Source organism: Pseudomonas sp. Irchel 3A5, assembly GCF_900187575.1.
GTDB lineage: Bacteria > Pseudomonadota > Gammaproteobacteria > Pseudomonadales > Pseudomonadaceae > Aquipseudomonas > Aquipseudomonas folii.
Genome location: NZ_FYDU01000021.1, coordinates 46,714 through 61,493, shown reverse-complemented (window position 1 = coordinate 61,493; position 14,780 = coordinate 46,714). Strand labels below are relative to the sequence as shown.

Here is a 14,780-nt window from a genome sequence, read left to right as displayed (position 1 = left end):
GCAATCCCGGTGGGAGTTGCCCACGTCTCGCTGACACCACGCTGTCGCGAAGCAAGCAAAGACCTGTAGGAGTGCACGAGCACCGCGAGGCCGCGATGGCGGTGTATCAGACAGGACGCCATCGCTGCCTCGCGGTGCTCGTGAGCTCCTACAGAAAAGCATTCCAAGTCATGTAATTGCATTTTTTGATAGGAGCGTCTCCGTCGTCCAGATGCCGCGCTTTCGCGCAGCAAGCATAGACCTGAGTGAGCTTGCTCGCGATAACGGTAGACCTGCTGAGAAATTACCTTAGTACCACCTTCCCGAATAAATTCGTTCCCACGGAATCGGCATCAGAGCTGATACTGATCCAGCGCCTCAAGCAACGCTCTCGCAGACCCAAATTCCCGATCCACCTCCGGCAACTCCGGGCGTTTGAGTATCAATACCGGCAACTTCAGTTCACGCGCCACTTCCAGCTTGGCCTCGGTTGCATCGCCGCCGCTGTTCTTGCTGATCAGCACATCAATGGCACGTTGCTGAAAGAGGGCGCGTTCGTCCTCCAGCAGAAACGGCCCGCGTGCGCCGATGACCTCGCAGCGCTCGTGCTGCGGCACGCGGCGCAGGGTGTTTTCGAGGGCGCGTAACGTCCAGAACTGATGGGCGGGGATCTCGTCCAGATGCTGCAAAGGCTCGCGACCCAAGGTGAACAATGGGCGCTGAAAGGATTGCAAAGCCTTGACCAGTTCGGCCCAGTCCGCCACTTCGCGCCAATCGTCGTTCGGACCGGCCTGCCAGGCGGGTCGACGCAGAGCCCAGCACGGTACGTTGGCGAGCCCGGCGGCGCGGGCTGCGTTTTGGCTGATTTGTGCCGCATAAGGATGGGTCGCGTCGACCAGTAAATCGATGCCTTGCGCGGTCATGAATTGCGCCAGCCCTTCAGCGCCACCGTAACCGCCGACGCGCACTTCGCAGACAAGATCAGTCGGCACCCGGCCTACGCCTGCGAGGCTGTAGATATGCTGCGGGCCGAGGGTGCGGGCGATGGCCAGGGCGTCAGTCACACCACCAAGCAATAACACGCGTTTCAAGCGCTGACTCCCGCTGTTCCGACGATGCCGCCCTGGCGATCAATCGCGAAGACTTCCACTTCAACCTGCGATGGCACCACGCTGCGGGCGAAGTCCAGCGCGTGCTGGCAAACGATGTCGCCCAGCGGCACGCCTGCTGCCGCGCACATCGCCAGAGCCTGCTGGCTGGTATTGGCTTCGAGAATGGCCTGCTGCAGTGCTTCATCGGCTCCGCCATCCTCCGCCCAGCGCGCCAGTTGCGGCAGGTCGATGCTGGAATGACGGCTGTGCAGGTCCATGTGCCGGGCCGCCAGCTTGCTGATTTTGCCGAAGCCGCCGCAAATACTCAGTTTGGCCACAGGCACTTTGCGCAGGTGCTTGAGCACGGCACCGACGAAATCGCCCATCTCGATCAGGGCGATGTCCGGCATCTGATAGAAGCGACGCATGGTGTCTTCGCTGGCGTTGCCTGTACAGGCCGCGATGTGTTGATAACCGTTGGTTTTGGCGACGTCGATGCCTTGGTGGATCGAGGCGATGTAGGCCGCGCACGAGAACGGCCTGACAATCCCGCTGGTGCCCAGAATAGAAAGGCCGCCGACAATCCCGAGGCGCGGATTCATGGTCTTCAACGCCAGGGCTTCGCCGCCCTCGACGTTCACCGTGATTTCAAAGCCACCGGTGTAACCCAGCTCATTTGCCAGCGCTTGCAGGTGTTCAATGATCATCATCCGTGGCACCGGATTGATCGCGGGCTCACCCACTTTCAGCACCAGACCCGGTCGCGTTACGGTGCCAACGCCCTGGCCCGCGATAAAAATTACTGTCGCAACATCCAGCAGCCGCACCCTGGAAAAAACCAGTGCGCCATGGGTGACGTCCGGGTCGTCACCGGCATCCTTGATCGTACCGGCCTCCGCACCGTCCGCCACCAATCGGCAGAACTCCAGCCGCATCTGCACGTGCTTGCCCTTGGGCAAAACGATTTCCACCGCATCGTTGACTTCCCCGCCCAACAACAGTCGCGCCGCCGCCAGACTGGTTGCGGTGGCGCAACTGCCGGTGGTCAGGCCGCTACGCAGGGGGGCGGGTTGTTCAGCGGTTTCATTGCGCATCAGGGTTTGACCACATCCAGCAGAGTGATAGGCAGTGCCTGACGCCACGTATCGAATTCGCCCAGCGGTCTGGCGTGGGCGATGTGGATGCGGGTCAGTTCACCGCCATGTAGATCGCGCCAGGCCATCAACGTTGCTTCGCTTTGCAACGTTACGGCATTGGCGACCAGACGGCCGCCAGGGCGCAGTTGCTGCCAGCAAGTATCCAGCACGCCGGGACGGGTCACGCCGCCGCCGATAAAAATCGCGTCGGGACGCTCAAGCCCGGCCAGTGCCTGAGGCGCATTGCCGCGCACCAGTTGCAGGCCTGGCACCCCCAGCGCATCGCGGTTGAATTCGATCAGTTGCTGGCGGCCTTCATCGGCTTCAATGGCCAGCGTTCGGCAGGTGGGATGGGCTCGCATCCATTCGATACCGATGGAGCCACAGCCCGCCCCGACGTCCCATAGCAACTCGCCCGGCAGCGGGGCCAGACGCGCCAGCGTGATCGCCCGCACATCGCGTTTGGTCAGTTGGCCGTCATGCTCGAAGGCTTCGTCGGGCAAACCGGCCAGCGGCGACAACCGCAAGGCGCTGGCGTCGGCACGGCAGTCGATCGCCACTACGTTCAGCGCGGCGATTTCGGGATTGGCCCATTCACTGGCCAGACCGTCCACCCGGCGTTCGGCCGGACCGCCCAGATGCTCCAGCACGGTCATGTGGCTCGGGCCGAAACCACGTTCACGCAACAAACCGGCAATCGCCGCCGGGCTAGTGCCGTCGTTGCTCAGCACCAGCAGGCGCACGCCGTGATGGAATCGGGCATTCAGCGCGGCCAGTGGTCGGGCCACCACGGACAGCGTGACCACGTCCTGCAACGGCCAGCCCAAACGGGCCGCCGCCAGGGAATAGGAGGAGGGCGCAGGCAGGATCAGCATTTCCTCGACGGCAACGACACGCGTCAGGCTGGCGCCTACCCCGAACAGCATCGGATCGCCGCTGGCCAGCACGCACACTTCAGCGCCGCGTTGCTCAAGCACTGGATTCAGAGAGAAAGGGCTGGGCCAGGCGCGGCGCTCGGCTTTGATGCAAGGCGGCAGCAACTCCAGCTGGCGCGGCCCGCCGAACACCTGATCGGCGCGCAGTAGAGCGTGCCGGGCGTTCTTGCCCAGGCCTTTGTAGCCATCTTCACCAATTCCCACGACCGTCAGCCAGGGCGACATTTGCGTACCTCAATCCGATCTTCCGACAGAGCGGCTTTTCATGCCTGCGGACAAAGCAGGCATAATACCGCGCCTGATAGGCACAAGTGCCTATTCAAACCAATTGATGGTGATCCATTGACCGAGCCGAAGTCCGCTCGCACGCCTTTGAAGTCCTTACGCCCCTCGGCTTGCCCGGGGTTGCTGCGTATCGTCCCGGCACTGGATGGCGGTATCTGCCGGATCAAACTGGCAGGCGGCTCCATCAGCGCGGCCCAGGCTCACGCCGTCGCACTGGCGGCGCAGACCTACGCCCATGGCGTAATCGAAGCCACCAACCGGGCCAACCTGCAGATTCGCGGCATTGGTGATCAACAGGCAGAACTGATCGACACGCTGCTGGCAGCCGGGCTTGGCCCGACCAACCCTGGCAGCGATGATGTGCGCAACCTGATGCTCAGCCCTGTGGCAGGTCTTGACCCGCACAGTTTGCTGGACGTGCGACCTTTGGCCGCGCAGATTCTGGCTGCGCTGGAAAGCAATCCGCGCTTTCATGACCTGTCGCCCAAGTTCGCGCTGTCCCTGGACGGCGGCGAAGCCATGGTGATGCTCGAACATCCCCATGACCTGTGGCTGTCGGCGCTCAACGTGGACGGCGTTATCATGCTGGGCTTCGGTCTGGCGGGTTGCCCTGCTCAAGACTCGCCATTGGCAGCGGTTCCGGTGGCTAACGGGCTGGAACTGGTGTTGGCGGTTCTGGAGCTGTTTCTGGATCTGGCCCGTCCGGAGCAGGTACGCATGCGACACCTGTTGGAGGCTGTCTCGGCGCAGCAATTGCTTGAACAGTTACAGCCGCGTTTGAGTGTCGAGCTGCGAGCTGATCAAAAAGTGACCACCTGGCGTCGTCCTGCAATCAGGCCTAGCCAGCATCTGGGGATTTATCCACAGCGGCAAACCGGCTTGGTGGCGGTGGGCGGTGCTGTGCCATTGGGGCGCATGGATCCGGCGATGCTGAACGCCGTTGCACAACTGGCGACCGGGTTCGGCGACGGCAGCTTGCGCCTGACCCCGTGGCAAAGCGTGCTGTTGCCGAATATCCCGAGCGGGCAGGGTGCACAGGTGCTGTCGGCGTTGCAGGACGCCGGGCTGTTGTGCTCCGCCGATCAGCCGTTGGCACAGATCATCGCCTGCACCGGTTCGACCGATTGCGCCAAGGGACTGGCCGACACCAAAGCCGATGCACGGCTGCTGGCCGGGCAATTGCAACGCAGCGGAGTCAGCCGGGCGGTACATCTGTCGGCCTGCAAGCGCTCTTGCGCAGCGGCGCATCTGGCCTCGGTGACCTTACTGGCGGTCTCCCCCGGCCACTATGACCTTTATTTTCGCGATGCAGCGCAGCCCGGTTTCGGTGCCCTGCAAGCGCGTGACCTCACTATTGAAGCAGTCGGCGCATTGTTGATCGCCGACTCACGGAGCAGTACCCATGATTGATTACATCCGCGATGGTCAGGAGATTTATCGCAACTCCTTCGCGATCATTCGTGCGGAAGCGCGCCTGGATACGATCCCTTCTGACTTGGAAAAACTCGCCGTGCGCGTGATCCATGCCTGCGGCATGGTCGAGGTCATCGAAGACCTGCGCTTCTCGGAAGGTGCTGGCAAGGCCGGACGCGATGCGCTGGCCGCTGGCGCGCCGATCCTGTGTGATGCGCGCATGGTGTCCGAGGGTATTACGCGTACCCGTCTGCCTGCCAACAATCAGATTATCTGCACCTTGCATGATGAAGGCGTGCGCGAGTTGGCTCTGGAGCTGGGCAACACCCGTTCTGCGGTCGCTCTGGAGCACTGGCGTGAACACCTTGAAGGCAGCGTCGTGGTGATCGGCAATGCGCCGACCGCGCTGTTCTATCTGCTGGAAATGCTCGATGCCGGTGCGCCGAAACCGGCTCTTATCCTTGGCTTTCCGGTGGGCTTCGTCGGTGCGGCCGAATCCAAGGCCATGCTCGCCGCTGACAGCCGTGGCGTACCGTTCGTGATCATGCAGGGGCGTCGTGGCGGCAGTGCCATGGCCGTGGCTGCCGTCAACGCACTGGCCACGGAGATCGAATGATGCAGGCACGCGGTCGATTGATTGGTCTGGGTGTTGGCCCTGGCGACCCAGAGCTGATTACCGTCAAAGCCCTGCGCTTGCTGCGTGAGTCCCCAGTGGTTGCGTACTTCGTGGCCAAGGGCAAGAAGGGCAATGCGTTCGGCATCATCGAAGGCCATTTGCAGGACGCCCAGACCTTGATGCCGCTGGTGTACCCGGTGACCACCGAAGCGCTGCCTGCGCCGATGTCCTACGAAAAAGTCATCAGCGATTTCTACGATGAGGCCAGTTTTGATGTGGCGGCCCATCTGGAAGCCGGTCGTGACGTGGCGGTGATCTGCGAAGGCGATCCGTTTTTCTACGGTTCCTACATGTATCTGCATGACCGCCTTGCCGATAAATACGAGGCTCAGGTCATACCTGGGGTCTGTTCGATGCTGGGTGGTGCTTCGGTGTTGGGCGCGCCGCTGGTGTATCGCAACCAGAGCCTGTCGGTCCTGTCAGGCGTGCTGCCCCATGAAGAGCTCAAGCGCAAATTGGCCGATGCCGACGCAGCGGTGATCATGAAACTGGGCCGTAACTTCCCGAAAGTCCGCCAGGTGCTGGAAGAACTAGGCCTTGCGGAGCGGGCGCTGTACGTTGAGCGGGCCACCATGGCCAATCAGAAAATCGTCCCGCTGGATGAAGTGGTGCCAATGTCCTCGCCGTACTTCTCGCTGATCATTGTTCCGGGCGAAAGGTGGCAGGGCTGATGGCGCAGAACATTCCAGCCATTGTGATTCTGGGCAATGGCAGCCTGGCGACTGCTCGACGCATTCAACAGCTGTATCAGGATTCACTGGTTTACGGCCTGAACGATCGAGTACAAGGTGCAGACCGGACCTACAGCGAGTTTGGCGCAACCCTGCGTCAGCTCTATCAACAGAACACGCCAATCATTGCCCTGTGTGCGGCGGGCATCGTCATCCGTACCCTCGCGCCGCTGCTGCTGGAAAAGGGCGCCGAGCCTGCGGTGCTCGCCATTGCCGAAGACGGCAGTGCGGTCGTGCCGCTGCTGGGCGGTCTTGGTGGAGTCAATGTCATGGCCCGGCAGATCGCTGAGGGTTTGGGTACCACTCCTGCGATCACCACCAGTGGCGAACTGCGTTTTGGCACATGTCTGCTCAACCCTCCAAGCGGCTACGCGCTGGGCGATCTGGAGCTGGGCAAGCGTTTTGTCTCGGATTTGCTCTCTGGTGAACGCGTACGCATCGAAGGTGCCGCGCCCTGGCTGGCCAAGGCGCAACTGCCGGAAGACGAACACGCTCAACTGGCGATTCATGTGAGCTGCGCCGAGCGTGAGCCGTCTGCCAACGAACTGCTGATCTACCCGCGCAGCGTGGCAGTGGCGGTCACCCCAATCAGCGCCGGGCTGGCGGTTGGCATCCGGGCTGCGCTGCACGATGCAGGCATCGCTATTCAATCGCTGGCATGCCTGTTGGCGGCTGATTCGCAGATGGCTCATCCGTTGCTGCATCAAGCCGCACGGGAACTGGACGTTCCACTGCGCTTTGTTCCAGGCGCGTCAGCGGTTGATATGGCTGCGCAAGCCGTGTCGCAGTTGCTGCCGCCGATCAGTGTTAACGATGGGATAGCAATTACCGTCGCGCCCCAGCCGCTGGATGTTCAACAGATCGGCAAAGGGCGTGGCAGGCTCGCGGTTATCGGTCTTGGACCGGGTGCCGCAGAGCTGATGGTGCCCGCCGTCAAGGCCGAACTGGCTCGGGCCAATGACATCCTGGGCTACGAAACCTACGTGCGTATGGCCGGGCCATTTCGTGCCGATCAGGTCATGCACTGCACCGATAACCGCGAAGAAATGCAGCGCGCCCGGCACGCTTTCGAACTGGCCGCTTCTGGCCGGTCAGTGGTGGTGGTGTCCTCTGGCGACCCCGGCGTGTTCGCCATGGCCTCGGCGGTCCTGGAAGCCCTGCACGAATCAACCAACGCCGATTGGCATAACGTCGAGCTGGAAATCCTGCCCGGTGTCTCCGCGTCTTTGGCAACCGCTGCCCAGGCGGGTGCGCCGTTGGGTCATGATTTCTGTGTGATGTCGCTCTCGGACAACCTCAAGCCTTGGGACATCATCGAAAAGCGTCTGGACCTGGCGTCTCAGGCTGATCTGGCGCTGGCTTTCTACAACCCGATTTCCCGCTCCCGTCCCTGGCAGTTGGGACGTGCGCTGGAGATCGTCCGCCAGCACCGCACGCCTGAAACCCCTGTGACGTTAGGGCGTGATATAGGCCGACCGGGTCAGACTCTGCGCATCATCACCTTGGGTGAACTGACGCCGGAGCAGGTGGACATGCGCACGATGGTACTGATTGGTTCATCAACGACCTGCACTTTTGCACGTCCGGATGGGAGTCAGTGGGTATATACACCGCGGTGGTATAAGTAAGAATACTCTGTAAATTATGTGGGGCCATGGACGGCGTCAGTATTCTTCACTAAGTTTAAAACTCCTTAGTTCTACGTGGAGTTTTAAAATGGAAAGCATAAATAATAACGCTGTGCGCACAGGTCATAATCTTTTCTCTTTCTCTGGCGTCTCAAGCGCGCAGCGCAACGATATAATCGATATGCTGATGTTTGCCGATTGCCGAGCCACTCAGGTATGGCGTCCACAGAGTCAGTGGACGAGCTGGATTAACTACTATCGGAGCCACGTGGTCAGCGCTGGTTGTCAATTGAAGAGTTTGCTTGTCAAACAACCAATGGTTATAAATAGTGCTCATGAATTGGATAATATCAGCGTTGAAGTAGCCGGTTCGATACGTGTCAGCGGGCTGATGGACCTGGTCCGACGTTCATTCCGGGCTACGCAATTTAATGAGCAAGCACGGCACTTCTTTGATTCTGGAATCGCCTCAGGTTACTTCAGTACCTTTCAGGTAGTACCTTGCGTAAGCGCCGGGGAGGACGATGTCTCTATCCTCATCTGTGGATTGCACGCAAGCGCCACCGTGTCCTCCGATAGCCGTGGCGGGGGGCTGCAGGTCAATCGCGAGATGGTCGTGCGCCTGGCAGGTGGCGTGTACAACTTCAATAGTGAAGCTTTCGCCCCTCACCGGCAGCGTATCCAGGCCAGACTACTTGAGGTGGGGCGGTTCAATCTCGAACAGCTCAGCCTTTGAGCCGTTGCCACTCCCCACGCTTTAGCCTTGCGCATTGTAAGAAATGGCTGACTCGAGACCGGGAAGTTGTCAGCTGTTGTTCGGACAATTTTCCTCAACGACGGTAGGGCATAGAGACGTGAACTGTCTGAATATGATTAAGGCGTACTCATACTATTCTTCAGTTGTTTAATGGGCGCCCGATTTAGTGGGGTTTTGAGGTACTGGCGGTTTGGCTTTACTGCTCGGGTGTGGAATCTACATCGTTGTGAAACTTGCTGTTTACTCAGATAGACGTCGTCGCAAGAGTGAGCTAGCTTGAAAGTGTCCATGAGGGACACGAATTACTAAATAAGGGATTTATATGTTAAATGATATGCAGTTTGAAACCCGTATCCAGGATGATAATGACTTTCTCGCGACCTGCGATCTGCCGGATTGTGATCATGTATCGCATATCACGCCACGGCTGGGAGGCTTCAATATTGATGAAAAAAATCCAGAAGCCTGGTCGATGGGTAATACCATTGTCGCCATCACGGCTGGCATGTCGGAATATAACAAGGGGATTATCAAAGACAGTATTCAATTAGCCTCCATTGCTGCCACCAATCGCTTTCCGCAGGATGGCGTTGAGCGTTATGGTCATTTCCTCCGCGTATTGACTACGTGCGGTTGGTTCTCCCAATCCTCGGGGATGAGTGATTATCAGGTCCGTGATCGCCGCTTCACCATGGAGCAGGCCGCACTGGAGGTTCTCAAGTCTGCCATTGCCGCCGCAGCCTTGCCGGGCCCTACTTCGTTGCTCCTGTTGAATGTCGCAAAAGATGCAGTTGCTGCGCTTCAGAACGATGAAGCGAAGCGCTCTTTGTTCGATCAACACAGCAAGACCTATTCGGGTGGCACATTTACGATCGCATCATCGGCTGAGTCCGCCGACGGCGAAGTGGTCATGGCAATGGGCGCCCTGGATTTCAGTTCGAGCCTGAACATCACCAATGTCCTGTTCTGGGAGTGGAGTAATTCTACGGTACGTATCAAGCGGGCCCAGAACCACCTGACGCTCAACCAGGTGCAGTATGAGCGGGTGCGTCGTACGGTCGAGGCCAAACTGACCGAATATTCCAATGAAGCCATCAATGAATTGTTTTGATTGATGCCGAGTCGCGGTTCGCCGCGACTCTTCCTTCTATCGTGCACGCAGTGAGCTAAAACCATGAGCAAGGGAATGCAACACAGTTACGTGAACGCAGGTGGTTTGTTCTTTTTTTCCGAGTACGTTTCACCCTCCTTCGAAGATGACACGCTGGCGAGTCATCTCGCCTTTCAACTCGGTGCGTCGAGCAGGCACAACAAATTCAACGAGGGCGCTCCATGGCGTCAGGCGTACATGAATGCCTTGGCTACATTCGGCAGCAGGACGTCCCGCCGTGATGTGCTGAATATCCCTCTTCAGGAGCAGGGATCGGTGTGGGGACTGGTCAAGCAGGGTCTGAATAGACGGGTCTCGCAAGCACTCATCCAGCAAGCGGAGCAAACCCTGATGCACCTCCAGGACGGTAGTGCTGATGGCTTTGGATTCTTCCGGCAATGCTCGACTGATAGTTTGCAGGTCGAGCAATCTGATGAGTCTCAATTAAATCCATCGTCGCCCTCGAGTGAGGCGGCATCTACCGTGTCGTTTCAACTGGCTTTTGTCGATTCGGAGCCGCTGATGACGCTGGTTTTCATTTCGTTCAAAGCCACAAGTCAGGTCACTGGGCTGCCGTTTGCCCAACTGTTCGACCAGGGGCATATCACGGGCAACGTGGAACTGACCCTGATCAGCACTGAGCTGGACGACCACCACTACGCACGCTTCCGTGACGGACTCTTGAAAAAGCTGGGTCACCTTCGCCAAGAGCTGATTTTCAAGTTGAGTGGGGCGAGCCATGAAGACTGATAGGTCTGCCTCGCTGATACTCGGTTCCAACCTTGTTTCATTCTTGCCTGGTATTTCTGCCGAGGAACGCTCCCGCACTCTGGATTGCCTGATGTTCTGCGAACTACGCGCAAACCAGGCGGCTGACCGGGTTGAACAGTGGGATCGCTGGATCGATACCTTCCAGCGAGTGCTCCCGATTACCGGGTTCATACAGACGGCTGTATTGGGCGGCGCCCCGGTGAAGGTGAGTAATAAAAAAGGGTTTCAGCGTGAAAGTAAGAAAATCGTGGGGCGGATAAATTCCCCCAGCCTTGGCAAGGCAGCAGAGGATGCGCTGAATACCATGTTTGAAAGCCCCCAGGCGCAGAGTTTTTTCAGCTCGTGGTTGAACTTTAGCTCGGGCCGCTCTGACAGCTTCCAGATAATTCCGTGCATGAAAAGTCACACGGGTCATATCGAAATTGCAATCTGTGGCTTGCAGATGATCACTCGCACAAAGCTAAAACCCATACCCGTTGGGCCTTGGCCTTTCACCTATGAAATGACGTTAACGCTTCGGGGCGGCTGCTACGCGTTCGAAAGCACCAATTACAACGCTAATCGGGAGCGTATCGAGCAGGATCTACGTGAAGGAGGCGCTGAGTTTATTGAACGCATCAGTCTTTGAAAAAAGCGGTATGCCGGCTCCTCAAACGCAGGACCGGCTTTAGCCGGGAGCGGACTCTGCAGGATGTCGATTTATACCGGTGGTGAAGTGTTGTTCGACCAACACGAGCAGCACTCACTGCACCAGATAGCCCCGCACACCCGTAAATATGATCTGCGCAGCCAGCGCACAGACAAACAGCCCCATCAACCGACTGACAATCTGTAAGCCCTGTTCGCCCAGAATGCGTTCGATGTTATTGGCCAGGTAAAGCACCACGCCAACCGTGAGGCTGGCCAAGGCAATGCTGACAATGGCGGTCAGTTTGTCGTCCCAGTGAGGCTGGCTGACCCCCATTACCAGCAGTGCACCAATGGTGCCCGGGCCGACAGTGAGCGGGATGGTCAGCGGGACGATGGTGACGTCCTGCTGAACATTGTCGGTTTGTACCGCTGACTTGCCTTGCGCCATGCCCAGTGCCGAAATGAACAGCACGCTGCCCGCGCCAATCCGGAATGCATCGACGGTAATGCCGAAGACACTGAATATCATCCGGCCGAACAGGTACAGAAGCACACTGGAGATCAGGGTTGCCAGCGCCACCTTCCATGCCAGACGCCGTTGCTCTTTGCGCGAGTGGCCACGTGTCAGGCTGATGAAGCAGGACAAGACGAAGAACGGGCTGTAAAGCACCAGCATCTTCAGATAAACGCTGAACAACACATGCAGCATGACTTGGGCTCGGCAGCAGATAAAGACGGGGCGAGTCTATCAGGGCGTAATAGACGTCGATGACAACAGATCAGTTTTGTTGGTACAGGTCACCGGCCGAGGTCAGCGTACGAACCTTCTCACGTTGCGCGACCCAGTGTTCTACCAGCTCGCGCAGTTGGGACAACTCCACGGGTTTGGCCATGTGCCCGTCCATGCCTGCCTGACGGGCGCGATCCTTGTGTTCGGTGAGAATGTGCGCGGTCAGCGCGACCACGGGCGTTCTTACCCGTTGATTGCCAACTTCCCAGGCGCGGAGCTGTTCGGTGGCAGAGAAGCCATCCAGAATCGGCATCTCACAGTCCATCAGCACCAGGTCATAGCGCTGGGCTTTCATCGCGCGTAATGCCTCTTCGCCGTTGCTGGCGGTGTCTGGATTCAGGTTGAGTTTGCCCAACATGCCGCGAATCACTTTGGTGGAAATGTTGTTGTCTTCCGCGACCAGAATACGGAAGTCACTTGGCACCTTGACCGGTATGTTGTGGATCGGTGTCACCTGATGCGGTGTTGCACCCTTGTTCAATTGGGTGAGTTCGTCCGCCAGCGTGGTCTTGAGTGTGTAGCCCGCAACGGGTTTGGCCAGAATCCGTTTGATGCCCGCGTTGCGGGCGATGACCTTGCTCGGCGCGTTACTGATGCCGGTCAGCATGATCAGCAGAATGTCGTGGTTCAGGCTCGGATCTTCCTTGATCTTGGCTGCCAGTTGCATGCCAGTCATGCCAGGCATGTTCTGGTCCAGCAGCACCACATCAAAGTAATCACGCAAATGTGCCTTGGTCCGCAGCAGCGCCAGCGCTTCTTTGCCGGACGGCACGGCGCTGACGTTCAGGCCCCAGGAGCTGCATTGCTGGACCAGTACTTTGCGGCAGGTTTCGTTGTCATCGACCACCAGGACGCGGGCGCCCCTGAGCGGGCTGTCGAGATCCAGTGGCGGTTGTTCCAGACGATCAGCATCCAGGGGCAGGCTCAGCCACAGCGTGCTGCCGTGAGAGCCGCCGGACTGGATACCAAATTCGCCGCCCATCAAAACGATCAACTGGCGAGCAATGACCAGGCCCAGATGCCCGCCCAGCTTGCTCGACGCCAGGAAGTTCTTGCTGTGCAATTCTGCATGAAGCAGCGCTTCGCGCTCATCGCTGGAGAGCGCTTCACCGCTGTCTTGAACGGCAATGCGCAGTCGAGGTTTGCCTGCTCGTGAGTCGAGCGCGACCACCACCAGAATTTCGCCTTCGTCGGTTTTCTTAAGGGCGTTTTCCAGAAGGCTCAACACCGTCTGGCGCAAGCGTGTCGGATCACCACTGATGACGCGAGGCACTTGCGGCTGAATCAGGCTGATCAGCTCCACCTCTTGTTGCTCGGCCTTGGCGCGGAAGATATTCAGGCAGTCTTCGATCAGTGCGCTGAGGTCGAATTGCACATCATCCAGCTCGATCTGGCCCGATTCGAGTTTGGTGATATCGAGAATTTCGTTGATCAGGCTGAGCAGTTCGTTGCCTGCGCTGTGAATCGTCTGCACGTAGTCGCGCTGCTTGACCGACAGCGGAGTGCCCAGCAGCAGTTCAGTCATGCCCAGTACGCCGTTCATAGGTGTACGGATTTCATGGCTGATCTTGGCCAGAAACTCTGCTTTAGCGTTGATTTCTGCGGTACTGGCGGCCTTGTCACGGCTGATGCTGAAGTTGTCTTCGGTAAAGCTGCGGTGACGCTCGCTGATGGCCACGCTCATCAACAGACCGCTGAAGCAGAACACCGCCAGCAGTGTGAGGATCAGCCATTGCGGGGAAATCCAGGTCAGCCACAGCAGCGCAGGCAGAATGACCAGACATCCGATGTTGAAGGTCACCATCGACAGCACGAACAGGCGAGCTGGCCAGTAGCCTTTTTGCCAGTGGTAAGCAGAGACGAACAGAATGCTCACGGTTGCGAGTGTCACCAGCCCGAACGTGACAACGTTGAGTGGCAGCGTGTCGACGAACAGTATCAACAGGCAGCCGAGGGCGATGACCACCAGACTGCCCATCAAAAGGCGATTGAGTGCGACGACATTGCGATGGACGAAGAAGGAGTGGGCGTACATCAAGCCTGCCAGCGCTGCGAACAATAGCGTCAGATGCGCCGCCGGTGTCTGTGCGATGTGCCAGGTCTTGAGCCATGGGGTCAGCAGGTTGAGCAGCAGGGCCGCGCTGAGCGCCAACAATCCTTCACAGCTCGCGAGCCACAGGTTGCTGCGTGAGCGGGTGTGCGCGTAACGCGTCAGGTTCTGCAGGATCAGCATGCCCAGCGAACCGAACAAAAGTCCGAACAGAAACGGCTCGCGCTCGTCGGCGGCGCTGTAGATTGCCGGTTGCAGGCTGATATTGGGCCGAAGTTGCTGAGTTGAGACCAGCCGCAGATAGATATCCACAGGGGCGTTACTTTGCGGGATTGGCAGCATGAAGTCGCTGGACCGCAAGGCATCGTTCTGGGGCGCGATGTTATTGCCGGTTCGCGAATGGTTGAGCAGTTGGTCGCCCTCAAGGACATAGAGGTCCAGGCTGGCAAGATCGGGCGCGAAGATGCGTAGAAGCTGTTCATGATCGCTGGGTTGCAACTGATAGTGCAGCCACAGCGCGCTATTTCGATCCGCGGCGGTGACCTGATCGAGGTCAGTCGGGCTGAGCTGGTTCTGATAGCGGGCCGAACGGACGTCGCTCAATTGCAGGTTTGCCTGCGTGTCGAGCAATGTTGACCAGCCCGCACTTGGCTGGGCTTGCGCCGACAGCACGAAGAGCAGGGTCAACAGCCCTACAGTTAAACCTTTGGCAATCCTGAGCCAGCGCACGGTGAAATCCCTTCGTAAGATGAATGCCC

General features: G+C 58.7%; 13 protein-coding genes. 8 read left to right on the top strand and 5 right to left on the bottom strand.

Features of this window, described 5'->3' with window-relative positions:
• Window positions 1-332 precede the first annotated feature (332 nt).
• From CKW31_RS27100 to cbiE, 3 genes are read right to left on the bottom strand one after another with little or no spacing between them, the layout of a single operon-like run.
• Window positions 333-1,070 (bottom strand): cobalt-precorrin-6A reductase, encoded by a 738-nt coding sequence (locus tag CKW31_RS27100; RefSeq protein WP_095101856.1) that lies wholly within the window; start codon window positions 1,068-1,070, stop codon window positions 333-335.
• Window positions 1,067-2,164, bottom strand: coding sequence for a cobalt-precorrin-5B (C(1))-methyltransferase (locus CKW31_RS27095; RefSeq protein WP_095101854.1), 1,098 nt, complete (start codon window positions 2,162-2,164; stop codon window positions 1,067-1,069). Before CKW31_RS27095 ends, CKW31_RS27100 begins: the two co-directional genes overlap by 4 nt.
• Complete coding sequence (gene cbiE / locus CKW31_RS27090) at window positions 2,164-3,366, bottom strand: precorrin-6y C5,15-methyltransferase (decarboxylating) subunit CbiE (protein ID WP_095101852.1); 1,203 nt, start codon at window positions 3,364-3,366, stop codon at window positions 2,164-2,166. Before cbiE ends, CKW31_RS27095 begins: the two co-directional genes overlap by 1 nt.
• A 117-nt stretch (window positions 3,367-3,483) precedes the next feature.
• On the opposite strand from cbiE, the gene cobG reads away from it, so the two are divergent.
• From cobG to CKW31_RS27050, 8 genes are all read left to right on the top strand, one after another.
• Window positions 3,484-4,836, top strand: a complete 1,353-nt coding sequence (cobG, locus tag CKW31_RS27085) for a precorrin-3B synthase (RefSeq protein WP_095101850.1) — start codon at window positions 3,484-3,486, stop codon at window positions 4,834-4,836.
• Window positions 4,829-5,455 (top strand): precorrin-8X methylmutase, encoded by a 627-nt coding sequence (locus CKW31_RS27080; protein ID WP_095101848.1) that lies wholly within the window; start codon window positions 4,829-4,831, stop codon window positions 5,453-5,455. The genes cobG and CKW31_RS27080 overlap by 8 nt, the downstream gene beginning before the upstream one ends.
• Complete coding sequence (locus CKW31_RS27075; protein WP_371856821.1) at window positions 5,452-6,186, top strand: precorrin-2 C(20)-methyltransferase; 735 nt, start codon at window positions 5,452-5,454, stop codon at window positions 6,184-6,186. The genes CKW31_RS27080 and CKW31_RS27075 overlap by 4 nt, the downstream gene beginning before the upstream one ends.
• On the top strand, window positions 6,186-7,874 hold the full coding sequence (gene cobJ, locus CKW31_RS27070; protein ID WP_095101846.1) for a precorrin-3B C(17)-methyltransferase: 1,689 nt from the start codon (window positions 6,186-6,188) through the stop codon (window positions 7,872-7,874). Before CKW31_RS27075 ends, cobJ begins: the two co-directional genes overlap by 1 nt.
• Window positions 7,875-7,962: 88 nt before the next feature.
• On the top strand, window positions 7,963-8,610 hold the full coding sequence (locus tag CKW31_RS27065; protein ID WP_095101844.1) for a hypothetical protein: 648 nt from the start codon (window positions 7,963-7,965) through the stop codon (window positions 8,608-8,610).
• 343 nt (window positions 8,611-8,953) lie between these two features.
• Window positions 8,954-9,742, top strand: coding sequence for a hypothetical protein (locus CKW31_RS27060; RefSeq protein ID WP_095101842.1), 789 nt, complete (start codon window positions 8,954-8,956; stop codon window positions 9,740-9,742).
• A gap of 63 nt (window positions 9,743-9,805) precedes the next feature.
• Entirely contained in the window at window positions 9,806-10,531 is a 726-nt protein-coding gene (locus tag CKW31_RS27055) for a hypothetical protein (protein ID WP_141230199.1), read from the top strand.
• Window positions 10,521-11,180 carry a hypothetical protein gene (locus CKW31_RS27050; protein ID WP_141230198.1) on the top strand — a complete coding sequence of 220 codons (660 nt, stop codon included), beginning with the start codon at window positions 10,521-10,523 and terminating at the stop codon, window positions 11,178-11,180. Before CKW31_RS27055 ends, CKW31_RS27050 begins: the two co-directional genes overlap by 11 nt.
• Window positions 11,181-11,294: 114 nt before the next feature.
• Here CKW31_RS27050 and CKW31_RS27045 read toward each other — a convergent pair whose 3' ends face one another.
• The gene (locus CKW31_RS27045) at window positions 11,295-11,891 is read right to left on the bottom strand and encodes a MarC family protein (RefSeq protein ID WP_095101836.1); all 597 of its coding nucleotides are present in this window, start codon (window positions 11,889-11,891) and stop codon (window positions 11,295-11,297) included.
• A gap of 70 nt (window positions 11,892-11,961) precedes the next feature.
• Entirely contained in the window at window positions 11,962-14,751 is a 2,790-nt protein-coding gene (locus CKW31_RS27040; RefSeq protein WP_095101834.1) for a hybrid sensor histidine kinase/response regulator, read from the bottom strand.
• Between the last annotated feature and the right edge of the window lie 29 nt (window positions 14,752-14,780).

Coding starts and splice junctions, on each gene's coding strand:
- CKW31_RS27095 (WP_095101854.1), bottom strand. CDS start 2,164: ATGCGCAATGAAACCGCTGAACAACCCGCCCCCCTGCGTAGCGGCCTG.
- cbiE (WP_095101852.1), bottom strand. CDS start 3,366: ATGTCGCCCTGGCTGACGGTCGTGGGAATTGGTGAAGATGGCTACAAA.
- CKW31_RS27080 (WP_095101848.1), top strand. CDS start 4,829: ATGATTGATTACATCCGCGATGGTCAGGAGATTTATCGCAACTCCTTC.
- CKW31_RS27075 (WP_371856821.1), top strand. CDS start 5,452: ATGATGCAGGCACGCGGTCGATTGATTGGTCTGGGTGTTGGCCCTGGC.
- cobJ (WP_095101846.1), top strand. CDS start 6,186: ATGGCGCAGAACATTCCAGCCATTGTGATTCTGGGCAATGGCAGCCTG.
- CKW31_RS27065 (WP_095101844.1), top strand. CDS start 7,963: ATGGAAAGCATAAATAATAACGCTGTGCGCACAGGTCATAATCTTTTC.
- CKW31_RS27060 (WP_095101842.1), top strand. CDS start 8,954: ATGTTAAATGATATGCAGTTTGAAACCCGTATCCAGGATGATAATGAC.
- CKW31_RS27055 (WP_141230199.1), top strand. CDS start 9,806: ATGAGCAAGGGAATGCAACACAGTTACGTGAACGCAGGTGGTTTGTTC.
- CKW31_RS27050 (WP_141230198.1), top strand. CDS start 10,521: ATGAAGACTGATAGGTCTGCCTCGCTGATACTCGGTTCCAACCTTGTT.
- CKW31_RS27045 (WP_095101836.1), bottom strand. CDS start 11,891: ATGCTGCATGTGTTGTTCAGCGTTTATCTGAAGATGCTGGTGCTTTAC.